22 protein-coding genes are annotated in these 19,776 nt (G+C 66.5%); 13 read left to right on the forward strand and 9 right to left on the reverse strand.

Annotation, left to right across the window (positions count from 1 at the left end; all coding sequences use genetic code 11):
- The first annotated feature begins 120 nt into the window (after nucleotides 1-120).
- Nucleotides 121-465 (forward strand): metallopeptidase family protein, encoded by a 345-nt coding sequence (locus ACOGI8_RS05140; RefSeq protein WP_416246681.1) that lies wholly within the window; start codon nucleotides 121-123, stop codon nucleotides 463-465.
- Between the two features lie 14 nt (nucleotides 466-479).
- Here the strand turns inward: ACOGI8_RS05140 and ACOGI8_RS05145 are convergent, their stop codons facing one another.
- From ACOGI8_RS05145 to ACOGI8_RS05160, 4 genes are read right to left on the reverse strand one after another with little or no spacing between them, the layout of a single operon-like run.
- Nucleotides 480-1,604, reverse strand: coding sequence for an acyl-CoA dehydrogenase family protein (locus tag ACOGI8_RS05145; protein WP_419855814.1), 1,125 nt, complete (start codon nucleotides 1,602-1,604; stop codon nucleotides 480-482).
- A 12-nt stretch (nucleotides 1,605-1,616) separates the two neighbouring features.
- Nucleotides 1,617-2,741, reverse strand: coding sequence for an alpha/beta hydrolase family protein (locus ACOGI8_RS05150; protein WP_419855815.1), 1,125 nt, complete (start codon nucleotides 2,739-2,741; stop codon nucleotides 1,617-1,619).
- Between the two features lie 19 nt (nucleotides 2,742-2,760).
- Nucleotides 2,761-3,261, reverse strand: coding sequence for a VOC family protein (locus ACOGI8_RS05155; RefSeq protein WP_419855816.1), 501 nt, complete (start codon nucleotides 3,259-3,261; stop codon nucleotides 2,761-2,763).
- A 59-nt stretch (nucleotides 3,262-3,320) separates the two neighbouring features.
- Nucleotides 3,321-3,824, reverse strand: a complete 504-nt coding sequence (locus tag ACOGI8_RS05160; protein WP_419855817.1) for a 2'-5' RNA ligase family protein — start codon at nucleotides 3,822-3,824, stop codon at nucleotides 3,321-3,323.
- Between the two features lie 192 nt (nucleotides 3,825-4,016).
- Here ACOGI8_RS05160 and ACOGI8_RS05165 point away from each other — a divergent pair, with 192 nt between their 5' ends.
- From ACOGI8_RS05165 to ACOGI8_RS05175, 3 genes are all read left to right on the forward strand, one after another.
- Nucleotides 4,017-4,703: a hypothetical protein gene (locus tag ACOGI8_RS05165; RefSeq protein ID WP_419855818.1), complete on the forward strand. Its 687-nt coding sequence runs from the start codon at nucleotides 4,017-4,019 to the stop codon at nucleotides 4,701-4,703.
- A gap of 60 nt (nucleotides 4,704-4,763) precedes the next feature.
- Entirely contained in the window at nucleotides 4,764-4,997 is a 234-nt protein-coding gene (locus tag ACOGI8_RS05170; protein WP_419855819.1) for a TlpA family protein disulfide reductase, read from the forward strand.
- Nucleotides 4,998-5,415: 418 nt separating this feature from the next.
- Nucleotides 5,416-6,033: an RDD family protein gene (locus ACOGI8_RS05175; protein ID WP_419855820.1), complete on the forward strand. Its 618-nt coding sequence runs from the start codon at nucleotides 5,416-5,418 to the stop codon at nucleotides 6,031-6,033.
- A gap of 42 nt (nucleotides 6,034-6,075) precedes the next feature.
- On the opposite strand, the gene ACOGI8_RS05180 is transcribed toward ACOGI8_RS05175, so the two are convergent.
- Entirely contained in the window at nucleotides 6,076-6,843 is a 768-nt protein-coding gene (locus ACOGI8_RS05180; RefSeq protein ID WP_419855821.1) for an indole-3-glycerol-phosphate synthase, read from the reverse strand.
- Between the two features lie 234 nt (nucleotides 6,844-7,077).
- On the opposite strand from ACOGI8_RS05180, the gene ACOGI8_RS05185 reads away from it, so the two are divergent.
- Both ACOGI8_RS05185 and ACOGI8_RS05190 read left to right on the forward strand, forming a co-directional pair.
- Nucleotides 7,078-7,332, forward strand: a complete 255-nt coding sequence (locus ACOGI8_RS05185) for a hypothetical protein (protein WP_419855822.1) — start codon at nucleotides 7,078-7,080, stop codon at nucleotides 7,330-7,332.
- Between the two features lie 67 nt (nucleotides 7,333-7,399).
- The gene (locus ACOGI8_RS05190) at nucleotides 7,400-7,870 is read left to right on the forward strand and encodes a hypothetical protein (protein ID WP_419855823.1); all 471 of its coding nucleotides are present in this window, start codon (nucleotides 7,400-7,402) and stop codon (nucleotides 7,868-7,870) included.
- Between the two features lie 37 nt (nucleotides 7,871-7,907).
- Here ACOGI8_RS05190 and ACOGI8_RS05195 read toward each other — a convergent pair whose 3' ends face one another.
- On the reverse strand, nucleotides 7,908-8,522 hold the full coding sequence (locus ACOGI8_RS05195; protein WP_419855824.1) for a PQ-loop domain-containing transporter: 615 nt from the start codon (nucleotides 8,520-8,522) through the stop codon (nucleotides 7,908-7,910).
- A gap of 219 nt (nucleotides 8,523-8,741) precedes the next feature.
- Between ACOGI8_RS05195 and ACOGI8_RS05200 the strand changes: the two genes are divergently transcribed.
- Nucleotides 8,742-10,079: an MFS transporter gene (locus ACOGI8_RS05200; protein WP_419855825.1), complete on the forward strand. Its 1,338-nt coding sequence runs from the start codon at nucleotides 8,742-8,744 to the stop codon at nucleotides 10,077-10,079.
- A gap of 57 nt (nucleotides 10,080-10,136) precedes the next feature.
- Here the strand turns inward: ACOGI8_RS05200 and ACOGI8_RS05205 are convergent, their stop codons facing one another.
- Complete coding sequence (locus ACOGI8_RS05205; protein WP_419855826.1) at nucleotides 10,137-10,595, reverse strand: nitroreductase/quinone reductase family protein; 459 nt, start codon at nucleotides 10,593-10,595, stop codon at nucleotides 10,137-10,139.
- 86 nt (nucleotides 10,596-10,681) lie between these two features.
- On the opposite strand from ACOGI8_RS05205, the gene ACOGI8_RS05210 reads away from it, so the two are divergent.
- The 3 genes from ACOGI8_RS05210 (at nucleotide 10,682) to ACOGI8_RS05220 (ending at nucleotide 12,601) form a co-directional block, all read left to right on the forward strand.
- A complete protein-coding gene (locus ACOGI8_RS05210) occupies nucleotides 10,682-10,918 on the forward strand; it encodes a hypothetical protein (protein ID WP_419855827.1) in 237 nt (78 codons plus the stop codon).
- Nucleotides 10,915-11,712: a HugZ family protein gene (locus tag ACOGI8_RS05215; RefSeq protein WP_419855828.1), complete on the forward strand. Its 798-nt coding sequence runs from the start codon at nucleotides 10,915-10,917 to the stop codon at nucleotides 11,710-11,712. Before ACOGI8_RS05210 ends, ACOGI8_RS05215 begins: the two co-directional genes overlap by 4 nt.
- Nucleotides 11,713-11,776: 64 nt before the next feature.
- Nucleotides 11,777-12,601, forward strand: a complete 825-nt coding sequence (locus ACOGI8_RS05220; RefSeq protein WP_419855829.1) for a hypothetical protein — start codon at nucleotides 11,777-11,779, stop codon at nucleotides 12,599-12,601.
- A gap of 68 nt (nucleotides 12,602-12,669) precedes the next feature.
- Here the strand turns inward: ACOGI8_RS05220 and ACOGI8_RS05225 are convergent, their stop codons facing one another.
- The gene (locus ACOGI8_RS05225) at nucleotides 12,670-13,695 is read right to left on the reverse strand and encodes a sterol desaturase family protein (protein ID WP_419855830.1); all 1,026 of its coding nucleotides are present in this window, start codon (nucleotides 13,693-13,695) and stop codon (nucleotides 12,670-12,672) included.
- 132 nt (nucleotides 13,696-13,827) lie between these two features.
- On the opposite strand from ACOGI8_RS05225, the gene ACOGI8_RS05230 reads away from it, so the two are divergent.
- Nucleotides 13,828-15,132 (forward strand): DUF3644 domain-containing protein, encoded by a 1,305-nt coding sequence (locus tag ACOGI8_RS05230; RefSeq protein WP_419855831.1) that lies wholly within the window; start codon nucleotides 13,828-13,830, stop codon nucleotides 15,130-15,132.
- Between the two features lie 77 nt (nucleotides 15,133-15,209).
- Here ACOGI8_RS05230 and ACOGI8_RS05235 read toward each other — a convergent pair whose 3' ends face one another.
- Nucleotides 15,210-17,588 carry an ATP-binding protein gene (locus tag ACOGI8_RS05235; RefSeq protein ID WP_419855832.1) on the reverse strand — a complete coding sequence of 793 codons (2,379 nt, stop codon included), beginning with the start codon at nucleotides 17,586-17,588 and terminating at the stop codon, nucleotides 15,210-15,212.
- Nucleotides 17,589-17,736: 148 nt separating this feature from the next.
- On the opposite strand from ACOGI8_RS05235, the gene ACOGI8_RS05240 reads away from it, so the two are divergent.
- Both ACOGI8_RS05240 and ACOGI8_RS05245 read left to right on the forward strand, forming a co-directional pair.
- Entirely contained in the window at nucleotides 17,737-18,654 is a 918-nt protein-coding gene (locus ACOGI8_RS05240) for an alpha/beta fold hydrolase (protein ID WP_419855833.1), read from the forward strand.
- Between the two features lie 11 nt (nucleotides 18,655-18,665).
- Nucleotides 18,666-19,724 (forward strand): 4Fe-4S dicluster domain-containing protein, encoded by a 1,059-nt coding sequence (locus tag ACOGI8_RS05245; protein WP_419855834.1) that lies wholly within the window; start codon nucleotides 18,666-18,668, stop codon nucleotides 19,722-19,724.
- Nucleotides 19,725-19,776: the final 52 nt, after the last annotated feature.

Consider the following 19,776-nt stretch of genomic DNA (forward strand, 5'->3'; position numbering starts at 1 on the left):
CCAGCACGTTAGTGCTGGGCATCAAACGCAGTGCAACTTACTGCTGGCCCCAGCACAGCGCCCGACCCCGATTCGTCTATTGCCCCTCACGCGGGCCGGCTCGCCCGGCAGGATGGGGGCGTGCTCGAGATGGACGAGGCCCGCTTTGCCGATTTGGTGGAGCAGGCGCTCGAAGACATACCGGACGCGCTGCGTTCGCTGATGGACAACGTGGCGATCTTCGTGGAGGACCGCGGGGAGGATCCGGACCTGCTCGGTGTCTATGAGGGCATCCCGCTGACCGAGCGCCACGACTACGGCGGCTTGGCGATGCCCGACAGCATCGTTATCTACCGGCTGCCGATCCTGGAGATGTGCGAGACGGCCGACGACGTCGTCGAAGAAGTGCTGGTGACGGTGGTGCACGAGATAGCGCACCACTTCGGCATCGACGACGACCGGCTGCACGAACTCGGCTGGGACTAACTCCAGCCGAGCATTCACACGCGGCCGAAACCGAGATCGAGGCGCCCGCGGGCAACGTTGGCCGCGAGCACCTCGGTGGGTCCCTCTGCCAGCCTCAGTGCGCGCACGCGTCGCAAGATGTCGGCCAGCGGGTGGCCGTCCACGAGCGCGGTGCCCCCGACAAGCTGCACCGCGTCGTCACAAACCCGGCTCAGCGTCTCGGTGGCCAGCGACTTGGCCGCCATCACCTCGTTGACAGCGTTCTCGCCGGCATCGAGCAGGAGTGCCGTGCGGTAGAGCGCGCTGCGAGCTGCGTAGGCGGCGATCCGCATGTCTCCCAGCGTCACCCGCTCCAGGTCGGTGCCGACCCGCGCCGGTTCGTCTGTCGAGCTGCGCAGCTCCGCCCGCTCAGCCAGCGTCTGCTCGACGAGGTCGATCGCGAACCGGCACTGGCCGATGCACTCGGCTGCAATCGCCATGCGCGTGGCGTTGATCTGGCTCATCGCCCGTCGGAGGCCACCCCCGGCCTCGCCGATGAGGTGGGTCGCCGGAACGCGTACATCGGTGAACGTGAACGCAGCATGGTGACTGCCGTCGAGGGTGCCGAAGCGCTTCTCGAGCGTCACGCCCGCACGGTCGGTCTCGATGAGCACCATCGCAGTGCCGACCCCTTCCACCTCCACCAGCGTGTTGATGAAATCGGCGTCTGCGCCGCCGGTCACGTACGACTTCGCTCCATTGACCACCAGTTCGTCCCCGTCACGCTGCGCCCAGGTGTGGCGCGGTGCATCGGCAGGTTCGGTGAACCCGAAACCGCTGCGCAGCTCCCCGGCGAGATACGGCAGCAGGAACTGGCTGCGCAACGGCTCGCCGACCTCGGCGAGCACCCCCGGCGACGGCCCGAAGACACCCGGCAGGTGACCCACATTGCGGCTGCCGAGTGTGTCACGCACGACGGCCAGCGCCAAAGCGCCCGCCGCAGTGCCGCCGACCGACATCGGCTGGGTCATGCCGAATACACCGGCGGTCTTGGATGCCTCCCGCACCGCTGGCCCGATGTCGCTCTCGGCGATCCGGTCCGACAGCGCCACCAGCTCGTCAGCCAGCCGCTCAGCAGTGCGCAGCACCTCAGTGTGCTCGGTGTCGAGGAAATCGGGCATCGCGGGCGCTCTCTAGGCAGTGTGGGTGCGGACCCAGTCGGTGATGAGGTCGGCTGCTTCGGCCCGCGCACCAGCCGGTTCTGTCAGGTAGTGGTCGCCGGAGATGGAATGCACCGGCACGTCCGGTGCACTGGGCCGGCCGCGCAGCGCGTTGACGATCTTGGCGGTGTCGGAGGAGAAAATGCCTGTATCGGCATCGGCGTCGATGACGATCGCGGGGAGATCGATGTGCCGCGCCTGGTCGGTGCTGCACTGCGAGTCGGCGAGGCTCCACATCGACAGCCAGGTGCGCAGCGAGCTCACCGTTCCGACGCCGAAGATCCCGTAGTTGGCCCGGCGCGGATCGCCGAGGTAGCAGCCGGGCACGATGCGCTGGCTGGGGTCGATCGAACCGTCGAGCATCCGCAGGTCGGCCCACAGCCGCGGCACCACGAACAGGCGCTCGCGGTGTCCCGCTGCCGCGAGCCGATCCAGCTCGTCCTTGCACCAGGCGGTGATGCGCTCGTTGCGAGCACGCTGGGCACGCCGGTACGTCGCGACGAAATCAGCATCGAACGGCGGCTGCCGGTCGGCGCCGAACGGGTCGAGGGCCGGATCGACGCTGAGCGGATCGTTCTCGTCGGTGACCGACGGGTCCATCCAGTTGGTCAGCACCTCGGCACGGCCCGTGTGCGCCACGATCGAGACGTACAGGTCGCCTCCCGCCAGGTCCTCGATCGCCGGGTGCACACCTCGCCGGCTGTATTCGGGAACCAGATTGGGCGCCGTGGCCTGTGCCTGGTAGGTGGCCATGAGCGAGCCACCGCCGCTGTTGCCCAGCAGCACCACGCAGTCGACGCCCTGGCTGCGCAGCCAGCGGACGCCGACATCGATGTCGGCGAGCGCCAGGTCGGCCAGGAAGTAGGGCTCGGCGCCCCGGAAGCGGGTGTTCCAGCCGAGGAAGCCGAGGCCCCGCTCGGCGATGTAGCTGGCCAGGTAGTGCTCGCTGAAATCGATGTTGTAGTGGGTTGCGATCAGGGCCGTGCGCGGCTCGTGTCCCTCGGGCCGGTGGTAGACGCCTTGGCAGGGATGCCCGCCCACGCCGGACCGGGGAGCGCCGGCGCTCGGCAGCGCGACGAACTCGCGGGTGATTCCCATCTTCCGACCGGCCCTTGGTTCAGGCCGAGGCGTCGGCGGGGATGGGGGAGCGCATCACTTCCAGCGCCTCGGCGGGATCGGGCTCGATGCCGGTGGTGTCCCGGCAGAGCTCGACCATGATCCCGTTCGGGTCCACGAAGTAGAGCGAATGGCACCAGCCATGGTCCACTTCCATCAGCGGCTCGATGTCGGCGGCTGCCATGCGCTCGCGGGCAGCCTCTTGCTGCTCTGGCGTCGCCCGGACGGCGACGTGATTGACCCACACCGGCAGCCCCACCGTCGCGCTGAGGTCGGTGCTGTAGTCGGCCTGCTCGCCCATGTTCTGGATGAAGAAGAAGGCGATGCACTCGCCGTCGCCGATGTCGTAGAAGACGTGCTTGATGTGGCCTGTCGGCCCGCCGTCGGGACGCGGCCGCTCGGCCTGCTCGGCGTGGACCAGCGGGAAGCCCATCAGGTCCTCATAGAAGCGGTGCGTCGCCTCGAGGTCCCGTGTTGCGTAGGCGACGTGGTGAAGTCCCATGGCTCCCCCTGCTGCGGTGTTCACCGCAAGGTTCTCACATCCCGACGGGCCGATTCGCCTCACGGATCGGGTCTGGAATGCTCGTGGAGCGGGAACTTCGCAACATCCAGGTACTCGCCCCACGGTGCTGACTCGACCAGGCTGATCTCGGTGACCTCGAACGTCTCACCCAGGCGTGGCCAGTCGACCGTCGGCTGCCGCTTGCGGAACCTGGCAACCGTGAGGTGCCCCACGAAAGGGTGATCCGGCGGCGGATCACCGATGTAGCGAGTGCAGTCGATGACGGACTCGGCGAGATCGTCGGCGCCGACCGCCGGAAGCATGAGCACTCCCCGACCCAGTCGTTCGGGCGCCGGTCCGAGCGTTACCGATGTCCCGCCGAATGACTGCGCGCTGAGGGTGCTGAGCGCTTCGCCGGTGTCGCATTCGCCGAGGAACCGGAGCGTGATGTGCAAGCGGTGCGGCTTGGTCCAGCTGACACCCGGCTCGGAAGGTCTTGGCAGCCCAGCCAGTTCGTAGACGACGGAAGGGGGCGGCCACACGGCGACGAACAGGCGCGGCACGGTGCGAACCTAGCTGCGCGTCTCTGCCATGCCGAAGACCCTCCGCTCAGGATCTGGCCGCTTCTGAGCCAGAGCACCTGAGACACTCGGCCTCAGTTTCGACGCCGCTTCTGGGCCGGCATGCCCGAAGCGCTCGGTCCAAGGTTCGATGCCGCTTCTGAGCCGGCACGGGCGCGGGTTACGCTCGCAGTGGTGAAGCGGCTTGCGTGGCGAGTGACTTCGGTGGTCGTCTGCTGCGTCGTGGGCGCAGGCCTGCTGGCCGGTTGCAGCAGCGACGGCGACGGGACACCGCAGACGGTGGCTGCCAGCAGCGCCGCACCCGTGGTCGCAACGACCGAACCGCCTGCAAGCCCGACCACGGCGCCCGTGTCTGCTGAGCCAGCAGATTCCGAAGGCGCGACGCAGGACGCCGGCACCGCTGACGAGGCGGGCGATGATGCCACCGATCAGGCCGCCGCGCAGACTGATGACGGGGCTGCGGCGGACGGCGCGGACGACGCTGCCGCAGAGCCACAGGACGAGCCTGACGACCAGTCCGGCGGTGACGCTGAGCCATCGGCGGATGACGAGGCCGCTGATGCTGGCGGCGGGGGAGAACAGGACGCTGCCGCGACCAGCACCGTCGAGGACGGCGACGACCAGGCCGAAGCAACGGATGCCGAAGCTGACGACGGCTCATCGCAAGAGGCCGAGACAGCCGGCGAGGACGAGCAGGAGGCAGAGGGAGACGGTGACGAAGAGGCTGTCACCGAGCCCGAGCCCACCGAGGATCGGCAAAAGGTGCTGGCGCTGGCCGTCGCACAAGTCGACGGTACGACGCTTGACGTCAGCGCATTTGTCGGCCGCGACGTGCTGGTGTGGTTCTGGGCACCGTGGTGACCGAACTGCCAGCGGGAGGCGCCTGCGGTCGCAGCGCTGAAGACACAACACGGAACCAACTTGGCCCTCGTCAGCGTCGGGGGACATGACACGGCGTCGGCCATCTCACGCTTCGTGAGCTCCTACGGACTCGGCCACATGCCGAACTTGCCCGATACCGAGAATCAGCTCGCCAGAGCACTCGGCGTCAGCTATCACCCCCGCTGGTTGCTGATCCGCGCCGATGGCACCGAAGATGCGGGTGGCGGTGCGATTCCCGCGTCGGTCGTCACCGACGCCCTCACCCCCGGATGATGGCCCGCTTCGCGCCCCGGAGATACCAGCTCGGTACTGGCGACCTTGTCACGACCGCTCCGTTTCTTGACCGCGTCGCGGCTCGACTCGTAGATGTCGTGGTCATGTTCTGCTTCATCGGAATTGTGGAGCTGTTCCTTGTATTCCCATTCCATTTGGAAGCGGAGATGGGAGTCGGGAATGGAGTCGCCTTCTCTTACGCGGTGGGCATGGCCATCGCTGCCGCGTCGATAGTCATCCTCTATGGCGCGGCAACTTGGACGGTGGTCGTTCTATCGGCCCACTTGGACGCCCACGGACGGGGCTGGCACGACAAACTGGCCGGCACTGTTGTCGTGAGACGGCCGAGCAAGGGAACTGACAGTCGACTTCAGCGACATCTGACGACGCTCGCAATCGAGCCGAGAAACCAACGGTGATGAGCACCGGCTCCCAACGCGAGCCTTCGATGGAAGGCATGCGCTCGCGGTTCATCATGATCAACGGTGCCGAAGTCCGGCTCGCCACCTTCGGCGAACGCGTTGTCGGACGGCTCGTCGACGCGGCCATCCTGCTGACATGTGAGGTCGTCGTCATGCTTGCGGTCTTTCTGCCGCTTTCGTTCCTCGGATGGGGGCACGACTGGGGTGCACTCTTTCAAGGGACGCTCGGCGAGGCGATCGATGTGCTCTCGTGGGTGCTTCCTGCGTCTATTGCGTTCACGTGGTTGCTGTATGAGACCGTGTCCACAGCCAGGGGAAGCCGAACACTAGGTAAGCGAGCCCCAGGCATTGAGGTCGTGAGGGCAGTGGACGGAACACCGCCGTCGCTCATCTCATCGTTCTGGCGTGCGCTCTTGCCAATGTTGGCGGGTGCCGTCGGAGCCTTGCTCTCGTGGAGACTCGGCGTTTGGACGCCGTTCCAGTTTGGTGCCGCATTCTGGGCACTCGTCTATGTGTCGGCGATATCGAACCGTCACCGGCAGGGATGGCACGACAAGTTGGCGGGAACGGTCGTGGTCGGGCCTCCGGATGAGCCACTCGATGGCGGTACCTGACCTTCGCCAATCTGCCGAGTGACTGAGTCGCCTGAATGCTCGCTAGTTCGCTCTGGTATTCGGCTCGGCGTCAGCGATGAGGTCTCTCAGGAGAGTCGGAGGATCCTCCGCGACGACGAGTGCTTCGCCGATCAGGGCGGCGTGGTAGCCGGCGTCGGCGATCGCTCGCATGGAGGTGCCGCCGGGCACGCCGATGCCTGAGGCCGCGATCAGCAGTATCCGATGGTCGATATTCTCGAAACTGCGGCTGACCCGTACTGCCTTGTCGTAGTCGACGGTGAACTTGGTGGACTCGGGGTTGTCGCGCTGGTTGATGGCGATCATGTAGGCGCCAAGTCCGACTGCCGTCTCCAGCTCGGCCTCGTCGCGGACTTCGGTGAGCACGTCGACGCCCAGCGACAGCGCCAATTCCTGCATGGGCGGCAGCTGTGCCGGGTCGATGTCGGCGAGGATGACGAGCATTGCGTCGGCGCCCATGGCGTGGCTGTCGCGTACGTCGTCGAGCGTGCGCAGGAAATCTTTGCGCAGCACCGGCAGACCAGTCACCGCCTTGGCCGCTTGCAAGTCCTCGGGCGAGCCGCTGAACCGCTCGCTCTCGGTCAGCACAGACAGGCAGGCAGCCCCGCCCGCCTTGTACTCCGATGCCAGATCGGCTGCGTCGGCGTCGGCATTCAGCGCCCCACGAGACGGCGAGCGCCGCTTGATCTCGGCGATGACCGACAGTCCAGCTTCCCGCAGCGCGGCCGCAAACCGGTGGCCAACCGCGACCGAGCCCGGCTCGGTGTCGTCAGCGGGGTTGTCTGCAGCCATGGGACGAATTCGCTCCGCGAGTTGGCCCGATTGAGCAGCGACTCTACGTCCCCGCCCGTCTCGTCAGCCCTCAGATTGGATCGCCACACCTGGCCATGACGTGTGCCGCTCGCTGCATTCCTCGTCGGCCCGCCGGTAGACGGCGATTCGTGGACGTGGCGGCTTCGCCCCGCCCGAGTGCTCGCAGGGAAAATCACTTGGAATTTTGGAGAACAATGAAATAGCTTGAAATATATGGAAGATGAGCTCATGAACGATGACGGCGGCGAGATGCAGCGCCGTCAGCTCCGTGCGGCGGGCGTGCTGGTTGCTTCCGACGCACGCCTGCGGCCGACGACCACGATGGTCGCCGATGACGAGGCGGGAGCCACGGTCGCCGTCGCGACGCTGCTGCTCGACGTCACCCGCCCGGATTGCATCGATCGGGTCGTGAGCTGGATGCGCGACACCGCCACCCTCCTCGAGACCATCCAAGAACTCGAACGCTGACCTTGCTCGCGGCCGAGGCCAATGGGGCGCGGATGGGTTGGGTGGGGGGCGCGGTAGCGTCGTCGCGGTGCTGCAGGAACTGCGGGTGCTTCCGAGAGCAGTGTGGCCGAGAGCCCTGGTGTACGGGGCTATCGCCGCCGTGCTCATCGGAATCCCGTCAGACCTGATCGACACGCCGATCTTCGGTCGGCCCATCGAGGCTCGGTGGCTCGACTGGGTGATCTTGGCGATCACCTCGGCACTGATCGGCCTGATCTTCGCGATCCGGCCGCCGTCGAGCGCCGAGACAGGCACCGAAGCGGCCGTTGAGCGGCAGGGCACCACCACCTTGTGGGGCGGGTTGGTCTCGTTCCTCGCTGTCGGCTGTCCGGTGTGCAATCAGGCAGTCGTGGCGCTCGTGGGCATCTCAGGGGCGTTGTCGTGGTGGGCGCCGGTGCAGCCCGTCGTGGGGCTGGTCGCCGTCGCACTCCTGGTGTGGACGCTGCGCAAGCGGCTGCGCACCTACCGAGCCGTCGCCTGCCCAGTTCCCGCGCCGTAATCGCGCAACGAGATCGGGGCAGGCGAACGCCTGTCGGTCAGTCGGGCGACGCGAGCTCGGCCCGGATCCGGTGGCGAGTGATCCACAGCCGCAGCAGTACGAACGCTGCTAGCAGGAGCGCAGTGCCGCCGTACACCATGATCGGCTTTGCTTCCACGAGCACCCCGTAGTAGCCCCACAAGATGCCTTCGCCGGCAGTGAGCACCCAGGTGAGCGGGGCCACGCCGACCGGCGCGTACGACCGCCAAGCGGCCCACACCGATGGTCCGAGATACAAGCCGTTCGCCAAGCCGAGCGCTATGCCCAGCCACGTCCAGCCCGCGACGAGCTGCAAGCCCACACATGCCACTCCCACGGCAATGCCGGCAATGACAGCGACGCGCACGTCGGCACCGTTGCGCCACAGCAGAAACAGCACGAGACCGAAGCTGATGACGGCCGCAAGCACCGCCGGAATGGTGACCCAGAATTCCTCGGCGATCACGTACGCCGTCCAGCCGATGTTGATCACCATGCCGATCGCCGCCCAGGCTGGCGAGGTGCCCTCGATCCGCCTCAATCGCAACAGGCGCACAATCTGCGGCACGACCTGGGCAAATGTCACAGCCGTCGCAACGACGGCCACCAGGTTGGCGAACTGTTCCTCGCTCACGGCACGCGCCGCCGACCTCGCACCGCGACGAGCCGTGATGGCTGTGTCCGGCGGGCAGAACGCACAGCATCCACCTTGAGAGTGTCGCACCCAGCGCACTTCGAAGGCCGCCGACCGACCGATTGCCCCGCAGTTGGCGGCGTGTGCCCTCGCCATCTTGCGAGTCCCGCATCCGACGCGGGCACTCGGACCACGGACGACATGTGCAGGAGAGAGCGATTGCCTGTTGCATGGTCATTCGTGACCGACCTCGGCAGTGAAGCTCCGACCCGTCAGCGCCGGCTGATGGGCGCGGCCGCAGTGATCCTGATGGCGCTGGTAGCTGCCATCGCCCAGTCATTCGGGCGATTCACCTACGGGGTGTTGCTCCCAGCAGTCCGCGACGACCTCGGCCTGTCGAACACCGTCGCAGGCTCACTCGCAACCGTGAACATGGCGGCGTATCTGGTGGGCAGCCTGATCGTCGCCGTAGCGTCCAGCCGGTTCCGCCTGCTGTCGATCATGCGGATCGGCCTGGTGCTTGCGATCATCGGCCAAGCGCTTGCGACGATCTCCCCGGGACCGGCAGTGCTGGGCGTCGGGCTGTTTGCACAGGGCCTCGGCGGTGCGCTGACGTGGATCCCCGCTCCGGTCGTCACCGCAGACGCAATTGCGCCGGAGCGACGCGGGCTCGCCGTCGGGTTTCTTGGGGCGGGCATGGGTCTCGGCGTCGTGTTCGCGGGTCAGCTCGCCAGCATCGTTCGCTCGACCATGGGAGACGCGTCGTGGCGGAACGTGTACTTCGTGCAGCTCATCATCGGCGCTGTCATCGCCGCGGTGGTGCTGCTCTTCATCGGCCACCGCCAAGAACGGCTGTCGTCGGGAACCGGCGTTGGCGGGTTCAGCGCGCTGCGACGGGTGCCTGGATGGGTGCCGATGGTCAGCGGATTCGTCATCTTCGGGCTGCTGTACCTGCTCGTTATCTCGTTCCTCACCACACGGCTGGAGGACGACAGCGGTTGGACGAGCTCACAAGCGTCGCTGGCGTTCACGCTGGTCGGCGCCGCAATGATCTTCGGCGGGCCGTTGTTCATAGCGCTCTCCGACCGCATTGGGACCCGATGGACGCTGGCGATGTCGTTCGCGGGCTGGGCCATCACCACCACGCTGATCCTGCCGGGCTGGTTCGTGCCGACGATCTTCCTGTCGGTGGCAGTCGGCTTGTTGTTCGCTGCCATGCCGACGGTGCTGACCGTCTATGTCGTCAGCAACACATCCACCGACGACTACGGGCCCGCTTTCGCAGCCACCACCTTCTGCTTCGGCATCGCCCAGATGATCTCGCCGCAGCTCGGCGGCTTCATCGCCGACACGGCGGGCTCATTCACGCCGGTGTTCCTGCTGTCGGCGTCGTTGGCGGTGGTCGGCATGTTCGCGTCGCTCGGCCTGCCGCGTCGCAACCGGCCGGGCTTCGCGGCCGTGCCGTCTCCCGAGCCTGCCGCGACCCCGCAGCCCGACTGGCGCTACATCAACATGACCTACGAAGTCGCACCAGCCGATAGCGCCGCGGCTCGCTGAGACCCTCAGGTGCCATCGCCCGGAGCTGTCGGCAGCTTCAGGGCGGCTCCGCCGCCGCTACGTGGAATCGGAAGCGCCGTCGGAGGGTTCGAGCATGACGATCGGGAACTGCCGGTCGGTTCTTGCCTGGAATCGGAGGTAGTGGTCGCCGTTGGCAGTTGCCTGCTCCCACAGCTCGGCGCGCTCGTCGCCCTCGGTGAGGCGGGCGGTCATCTGACGCGTGCCGCTGCGGTTGCGAACAGTGACCGCAGGGTTGTCTCGCATGTTCAGAAACCATGCAGGGTGCTTCGAGTCGCCCCCGCGTGAGCCGATGACGACGAATGCGCCATTCCGCTCCGCGACGGCGGACAGCAGCGTGGTCCGGGGCTCACCGCTGCGCCGGCCCGTCATGGTCACTTCGATGATCGGCGTTCCCTTGTGGATCCATCCGATGCGGCCGCCGCTGCAGCGGATCGCCGTGCGGTTCGCCCAATTCGCCAGCTTGAACGTGAAATCGGACCACAGGTTCACTGTCACACTGCCATTCTCGCCGATCCGCAGCCCTGAAGAAGGGGCGCGCCATACGCTGAGTCCGGGTCCTTCGAGGACATGATGAGGCCCGAATGGCAATGCTCTTGACAGTCACCTTCTACGGGTGCCTCCTCGGAGGCATCTTGGCGATTGCTGCCGCAATTGTCTTTGCGGAGCAACGCGTGAGCGCACTGTGGCTGTCGACGTTGCTGTTGCTGGTCGCGAGCGTGCTCGCCATCCTCTCGATCGGTATCTTCCTGCTCGTTGTGCCAATCTTCACCGGACTCGCAGCAATGACCCAGAGTCGACAAAGCAACCGAATGTCATGACCCGTCCGACTTCCCACGGCGGCGGCGAGGCTGGGCCCCCGATCGCAGGCGACCCCTCGTCGTTCCCTTCCGATGCGGAGCTGTCGCGCACCTTGGTGGCGGCCACCAAGATCGCCAGCCTCTCGACGCTGACTTCGGAGGGATTTCCCTACGGCAGCGTCGTCTCCTACGCCGCTGACGACGCCGGTGCGCCGGTCATCCTCATCTCGGAAATGGCCGAGCACACGGTCAACGCCCGAGGTGACAGTCGGGCGAGCATGCTCATCGTCGACGGTGCCGGCGACGGCGATCCTCTGGGCCGAGCCCGCCTGACGCTCGTCGGCCGCTTGGAGGTGCTCGACGATCCCGGCGCCCTGCGCGACCGCTACCTCCAGACCCACCCCTACGCGGCCTACTACGCGGACTTCACCGACTTCGCGTTCTGGCGCCTCGATGTCGCCCAGTGCCGCTATGTGGGCGGCTTCGGACACATGAGCTGGGTGAGTGCTGACGGCTACCGCGACGCCGCGGTGGATCCGCTGTGGGAGGCCGCTGCGGGGATCATCGAGCACATGAACGGCGACCACGCCGATGCCAACCTGATGTACGCGCAGGTCCAGGCCGGCCTCGACGATGCCACCGATGCGGCCATGGTGGGGATCGACCGTTACGGACTCACCCTGCGGGTCACGACGCCGGCGGGACCGCGCATGGCACGTGTGCCCTACGGGGAACCCCTCACCGAGTCCGATCAGGCGCAGGCCGCCGTCATCGAACTGCTGAAGGAAGCTCGGGCCCAGCGGGGTAAGTCCTGACGACACCCTGCGGTCCGCAGCCGGATGACAAAGCTCGAAATCAGAGCGCTGTACTGTTGGCCGCGTGTCGTCACAAACCGAAACGGTCACTGTGGCCGAACTCAAGGACCTGCTCGCCGAACCGGCTGCTCGCATAGAGCTCCACGACGCCATTCACGACGAGACGATCCGGACAATCGAAGCTCTCCGCAATGCCGATTGCCAGGGCTACGACGAGTGCTTGCGGGCCTACGAGGCTGCATCGGCCAACCTGATCGAACTGCTCGTCACCGGCGCCTATTTCTCGAATTGCGCGGACCACGACAAAGCATGGGCTCACGCAATTCGCTTGCTGGCCAACCGGATTCCGTTCCCGGGCTCAGCCGATGGAACGGAGATCAATCTGCAGCACCAAGTGACGCTGCTGGCGATTTATGCGGTCGCCTTCGGCGCTGCCGCTGCAGATCGGCTCGACCCGCTCGCGCGGATCATCGGGACGGTGCATGCCGAAGACGACGGCAGGGTCGGACGAGTCACCTATCTGGTCAACTGCGAGCGGCTCAAGCGAGCGGACGAAGCGCCCATCCAGGCATCGCTGCGCCTGTGGATGACCCTGCGGTCGATCACCGACGAGTTCGTCCCCAAGACCACCGAGGACGCCCTCTTCGACGCCCTGCTCGACGAGATCGAGTACCTGCTCGGCGTGACCCACGGGCGCGACACCGCCGAAGGAACCGGCCCGGTGGGGTACGGGGCGATCCAGGTCCTCGCAACCCGCGTGGCCCCCGACCGTCTCGTGCGCGGCAACCTGGACCTGCTCATTGCGCACGACGCCTTCCAGAGCGTCGATGAGTTCTACATCTGCCGCGAGCGGTACAACAAGAGGTACGCCGCCGAAGCACGGGTCTGAACCCGTCGCCCGACTCGCACCCGGCAGAACCGGCGCCCGCCGCCCGCGCTCGCGGCCGAATCAACGGCCTAGCGCGCCGCGCCGTGCCGGCGTCTCGCGTGACGGGCCTTCGCCCGTTCGCGCATCCGAGCGTGGGCCTCGGGCGTGCCGTCGTGGAACGTGCCGAACAGCTTGTCGAGCGGAACAGGCCTGTTGCCGTAGTTGCACTCGAAGTATCGATGGTGCAGGTGATGGAAGTAGTCACCGCCGGCCATAGTGGGGCCTTCACGCTTGCCGAGCTCGAAGCGCTCGAACCCCGAGTGTGACATTGCCGTTGCGACGCTGTTGGACAGCAGCGTCAGGATCACGATGTAGGGGTGGGCCGGCACCACCCACCACAACACGAACATGCTGAGGTACATCATGTGCTCGACGGGGTGCATCGACAGGCCGCTCCACGGCCCGGTGTTCACATTGCGATGGTGCAGGTAGTGAACGTGTGCGTACACCCAGCGCATATGCAGCACGCGGTGGATGAAGTAGAAGTGGGTCACCGACCACAGCGAGGTCAGCACCGCGAGCGCTGACAGGTACAGCCACGCAGAACCCCACTCCACCTGCGGGATCCAGCCGTTGGCGTAGAACCACATGGTGAGCGACTCGTAGATCGTCCACACCCCGCAGCCGCTGACGAGGCACCAGAACATGTTGTCGCGGGTCTGGTTGTTCCACAGGAACGCCCGGTTGGTCGTGCTGAGCCATTGGCGGTTGTACTTGTAGCGCTGCTGCTGGACCTGCCGGATGTACAGCAGCACGTGCAGGGTTCCGGCCACGGCCGTGAACATGACGACGTTTCGCAGGTAGATCTCCAGCACCCATCGCGGGCTCAGGCTGGACATGCGCTCCATGGAGGGCGTGAAGAAGTTCCACGCCAGCGCCGACATCGCCACCCAGAGCATTCCTTGCGGCCACATCATCGAGGTGATGTTCCGCAGCGTTGCGAGCGGGCGCGGCGGCCAATCCAGGATCGGCGACACGCTGATGGGCAGATCCGGCTCGAAACCCTTGGCGTCGGTGTCCGGTGCGACGCCGTCGGGCGCCTGCGTGTCCGCCATGAGAGTGCCGTCCTCTCTGCTCGGTCCAGCCCTCGTCACCTCAGCGGCAGAATACTCCGCACTACGAAGCCCTCCGGCGTCCCACACCGGCTTCCGTGGTGACGGTGGGCGACCGCAGCGGTACGGTGCTGCATGGCCGAGCCGCCCAGCGACGACGACGTCGAGCTCGCGCTCAAGCTGCTCGACCTGTGGGACTACGGCAGGGGCATCTCCAAGAGCGAGCTGGAGCGTCACACCTGGGAGGACGGCTCGTCGCACGGCCGCCGGTTCGACCGGTTCATGCGTCGCACGCTGCAGATCGAGACGACGGGGCGTGCCCGCCAGACCGACCTCATCGAAGATCTCCAGTCCCAAGTGCGGTCGCTGGGCGCGCAACCAGTGGGCATCCGCGCCGCCGAGTGGGAGACCCAGCTGCAGCAGGCCCGCGCATCGTGCCTGGAAGCACTGAGAGTTTGGAACGATCCGCGCAGCTCGTTCCGTACGGGCGCGTTCTCGCTGCTGTTCGTGACGGCGTGGAACAGCCTGTCGCTGGCGGTGCTGCAGCGCGACGGCGAGGAGTGGCGCAAGCTCGACTACGACGGCCAGCCCACGCTGTTCGACGGGGCGGAGCAATCGCTCGACACGCTCGACCTGATCGGTCGGGCGTTCGGGAGCAGTCCCCATCGTGGCACCCGCGAGAACGTGGCTCGCTGGGTTGAGCTTCGCAACGCCACCGCCCATCGGTACCTACCGGGGCTGGACGTCACGGTCATCCCGTTTGCGCAAGCCGGGTTGCTGAACTTCGAGAACGCGCTGACCAGCGAGTTCGGTCCCGAATACTCGCTTGGGGACAGTCTGTCGGTGCCGCTGCAGCTGTCGGGCTTTCGTGACCCCGGCGTGCTCGCTTCTGCCCGCAAGCTCCATGCGTCACTCCCGCTCGACGTGCAGGCGCTGCTGGGCCGCGCCGAGGCGGTGCCCGACGAGGTGCTGAACGACCCCACGTACATGATCCGGGTGGCATTCGTGCCGGTGCCCCGCTCGTCGGCCAACAATCCCGACGCCGTGGCCTACTTCGTGCGGCCCGGCGAGGTGCCGGCCGAGCTGGCCGATGCCCTCGATCAGTTCGTGGTGCTCAGCCGCCCAGTGGCGCGGCACGGCTTCAGGCCGTCCGATGTAGTCGGCGAGGTGCGTCGCCGCACGGGCCTGAAGTTCACGACCGCCATGCACGTCGAGGCGTGCCGCAAGCTCGGCGTGCGTCCCCCGAGAGGCCAGAACGACCGCACCATGAACCTCAACTACGCCGAGTACCTGACCAGCTACAAGAGCTACCTCTACACCCAGGCGTGGATCGACCGGCTCGTTGCCGAGTTCGCAGAACCGCAGCGGTTCACCGAGCTGACCGGCGTTCCTCCCTTGCCCATCTCCGTGCTGCACCCGCATGAGAAGCAGGATGCGTAATGCTGCGCTAGTCGCGCGATACAGCGCGGATTCCTGCGAACTCGGCGCGACGGCGCCAGGCGTGAGCGAAGCGTCGGCTACGGCGCGGCGGCCCGATAGCCGACGCCGGGCACGGTGAGGATGTAGGTGGGGTTCCTGGCGTCGTCGCCGAGCTTCGAGCGCAGGTCTTTGACAAAGGTGCGTACTCGCTGCGCGTCGCCGTTGGAATCATCGCCCCAGACGAGATCGAGGAGCTGTTCGTAGCTGAGTGCGCGGCCGGCGTTGATGCACAGCTCCGAGAGCAGCTTGTACTCGGTCGGGGTGAGATTCAACGCTCGCCCGGCGACGGTGACGGTCCGAGTCAGGAAATCGAGGGTGAGGTCGGCCATCCGGTAAGTCTCGACATGCTGTGATTGCGCTTGGCGGCGCAGAGCGGCGCCGATGCGGGCCAGCAGCTCGGTGGGCGAGAACGGCTTGACGAGATAGTCGGCCGCGCCCATCTCGAACGCTCTCGCTACGAACTGATCGTCGCCGCGCCCGGATACGAAGATGAGCGGCACCTCCAGGATCTTGGGATGGCGCCTGACGAGTTCGAATCCGTCGACGCGAGGCAGCACCACGTCGAGCAGCACGAGATGAGGCGTCTCGGCTTCGAGCAGGCTCTCGACCTCGTCGGGGTCGCTGGTGGCGACGGGCGTGTAGCCGGCTCGTGCCGGCGTGCTGCGGATGAAGCGAAGCGCCTGGAGATCGTCGTCGACGACGAGGATCCGCTCGACCTTGGTTCCGGCCCGGCTCGAGTCGCGGTCGCCCGTATCAGCCAGGATTGCTGCGACCGGCGGCTCGTCGACGGCGGGAACGGTGAAGGTGAACTGCGCGCCGCTGCCATTGCCCGCGCTATGGGCCCAGATCCGACCGCCGTGAGCCTCCACGATGCCCTTGCAGATGGCCAGCCCCAGCCCGTAGCCGCTGACGGCGCTGTCGGTCTCGTCGGGACGCCTGCGAGAGAACTTTGTGAACAGCAGCGGCAACTGCTCGGTGGCGATGCCGGACCCCTCGTCAGTCACAGAGACCGCCACATGGGTGTCGTCCAATGTCGCCGACACACTGATGGTCGACCAGTCGCGGGAGTTGGCCGCAGCGTTCACGAAGAGGTTGTGCAGCACCTGGGTGATCCGCTGCCCGTCGCACCACACGCGCGGAAGGCTCGGCCCCTGCTCGACTTTGACATTGTGCTGATGCCCGCCGCTGAGAAAGGTGTTCTTTGCCTGCTCGATGATCGACTCCAAGCTTGATGGCGTCGGATTCACCGAGAGGGTCCCCGCCTCGATGCGCGTCATGTCCAGCAAGTCGTTGATCAGGCCCCGCATGTGATCGGCTTGCTCTTCGACGATGCGGAAGAACTGGCGGACCTCTGCGGGATCGGGGGGCACCAGCGAGCTGCGCACCGTAGCCGCTGATCCCTTGATCGACGTCAGTGGCGCTCGCAGCTCATGGCTCACCATCGCTAGGAACTCGGCTCGCAGCCGTTCCAAGTCCTCCAACGGCGAGATGTCCTGCAGCGTCGAGATCACCGTCACCAGCTCGCCGTCGTCGGAGCGAATCGGTGTGGCATTGACCAGCGTGGTCACCTCGCTGCCATCCGGACGCACGATTACCAGCTCTTCGGCGTGCACCGTCTCGCTGCGTTGCAGCGCCGACTTGAACGGCAGTTCCTCGAATGCGACCGCGGACCCGTCCATTCGCTTGAACGCCAAGCGCTCGACGCTCGCGACCGAGAATTCTCGCTGGTCGGGATCGACCCGGAGCAGGCGACGCGCCTCTTGGTTGACCATCACGGCGTTCTCCGAGGCGACATCCATCACCAGCACACCCACCGGAGAGGTGTTGACCAGCGCCTGCAGATCGGCCTTGGCGCGCTGCTCGTCGCCGTAGCGGCGGGCATTGGTGAGCGCCATCGCCGCCTGGCTGGCGAACATCTCCACGGTTTCCTCGTCTTCGTGGGTGAACTCTGAGCCATCGTGTTTGTCGCCGACGAAGATCGTGCCCACCTGGCGGTCCCGCACCTTGATCTGGGCACTTAGGAATGCCCCGACGTGGGGCTCGAACCCATCGAATCCCACTGATTCCAAGTGGGCAACGAAATTGCTGGTCCGCAGTGGCTCCTCCATCCCGCTGAGGTAGCGGAACAGCTCCATGCCGCGGTCGTAGCCGACTGTGATCTCCTCCTGCTCGTCGGACAGACCTGAGAACAGCACCTCCTGCAGATCGCCGGCTGCGTCGATAATGGTGATGGCACCATGGCGAGCGCCGGTCAGGATTCGAGCTCCGTCCACCACCTCCTGCAACACCACGTCAAGGTCCAGATCCTCGCTGATGCGCAGAATCGCCTCGGTCAACCCCGATAGGCGGGCGCGCAGCATTGCGTTCTCTGCGCTCAAGCGGTCGATGTCAGCCAACTCGGCACCCTTCAAGATCATCCGTGCTCGTCCCGTCGTACGAACACCCACCGGACGCGTCCGATAGTGCAGCCTATGACACTGCATGCTCAGCGAATCTGCGCTAGTGCGTACGGCGGTGGTTGCTGTGCTTGGTGCATCCTGAGGGCGGGCGAGTGGAGTTGACGTCATGCCGATGATCCAAGGAGACGGGGTCGAGCTGTACGCGGAGGAAGCCGGCGATGGGCATCCCATCGTGTGGCTGCACGAGTTCGCCGCCGACTACCGCACGTGGGAAGGACAGATCCGGCGGTTCAGTCGGAGCCATCGATGCGTTGCCTACAACGCCCGCGGCTACCCGCCGTCGGATGTGCCCGACAGCGATGCGGCGTACACGTTCGAGCGGGAGCGGGAGGACTTGCGGGCAGTGCTCGACAGCCTCGGCATCGAGCGGGCTCACATCGTCGGCCTCAGCATGGGTGCCTACACGGGGCTGATGTTCGCGTTGCGGTATCCCAAGCGGGTCATGTCGTTGCTGTTCGCGAGCGGCGGGTCGGGCGCATTCGGCGACACCCGTGAAGCGTTCCTGGCCGAGGTCCGTGCCGCCGCCGAGGCGATGATGAACGAGGGGATGGAGGTGGCTGCCGAGCGGCTGGCGGTCGGCGCCACCCGTGTCCAGCTGCAGAACAAGGACCCGAGGGGCTGGGAGGAGTTCAAGCAGTACCTGTCGGAGCATTCGCCGGTCGGCTCCGGGCTGACCATGCGCAACTTCCAGGCCGGGCGCCCGTCGCTGTATGACTTCGAAGCCGACCTGCGCCAGCTCGACGTTCCCGTGCTGCTGGTCGTCGGCGACGAGGACGATCCGGTCATCGAGACGAACGTCTTCCTCAAGCGGGTGCTGCCGAGGGCCGGCCTGTGGATCGCGCCCCGCACCGGCCACGGCATCAACCTGGAAGAACCTGCTGCCTTCAACCAGATGGCGGCAGATTTCTTCAGCGCTGTCGAGGCCGGTCAGTGGACCCGCCGCGACCCACGCGCCGATCCCGCCCACGCCTCCCTCGGCGGTGCCAGCCCCGGGAGGCGGCATCGGGACGGGTCGAGCGCATAGGGAGCGGGACGGTGACTTCTGAACGAGAGGGCCGGCCGGGCCAGCCAGCGAAGCCGCAGCGGCTGCGGCGGATGGAGCGTCGGACGCCGGTCTGGGAGACCCCGGGCGAGATCGTCGAGTTGATGGGCGAGGTGTCGGGCAACGAGCTGAACGGCTGGGGCTCATCTGAGGTTCGCCAGCCGACGCTGGTCATGTGGGCTCATCCCGCCACGATCGCCCACGGCCCGGTCCAGGTGCGCATGACCGAGGAGTTCCTGGCACATCCTCAACTCCGCACAGTGCTGCGCACCGATGACCGCCACGAGCCCGCACCGGTCGATCCGCGCAGGATCGATCGCACGCCGGCGGAATGGCTCACCGAGATCACCGAGTTCGCGACGAGCGAACAGGGCCACAGCGTCGAACTGGTGGCGGTCGTCGCCGCCCGACGCGAATGGTTCTTCGAGGGCCGCGAGTCCGATCTTCCCTGGGCGATCCTGCTGGCCGTCGCGATGGACCACGGCGAGTTGGCGACCGCGCCCGAGTACACGTCGGCCATGGAGGTCCACCGTCAATACAACCGGGGAACCGCCGCTGCGAGGATGCTGGCCGACTGGATCCGCAGCCGGGGATTCGAAGCGGTCGGCCATGGCGGCCCCGGTGCAGGACCCATGCAGATGGTCCCCGCTGCGATCGCCGCCGGGCTCGGAGAGCTCGGCAAGCACGGCTCGATCATCAACAGCGAACTCGGGTCGTCGTTCCGGCTGGCGCTGGTGCTGACCGAAGCGCCGCTCGTTGCAACCCCTCCGGACACCTTCGGTGTCGACGAATTCTGCAGCGGCTGCCGTGTCTGCACCGATGCCTGCCCGCCCGACGCCATCGCCCCCGACAAGCGCCTGGTGCGAGGAACAGAGAAATGGGCGGTCGATTTCGACCGATGCCTGCCGTATTTCGCCGTCAGCTACGGGTGCGGCATCTGCATCGCCGTGTGCCCGTGGTCCACACCCGGCGCCGCCCCGCGGCTGGCCGACAACATGCGCCGCAAGCTCGCCCGAGACCGAGCAGACGAGCCTCCAGCGCAGACCAACTGATGTCAGGGGCACATCGCATCGCCCAAGCAGCCTCCCCGCGTCCTCCAACGTC

It is taken from the genome of Candidatus Poriferisodalis sp. (genome assembly GCF_965204195.1).
GTDB lineage: Bacteria > Actinomycetota > Acidimicrobiia > Acidimicrobiales > Poriferisodalaceae > Poriferisodalis.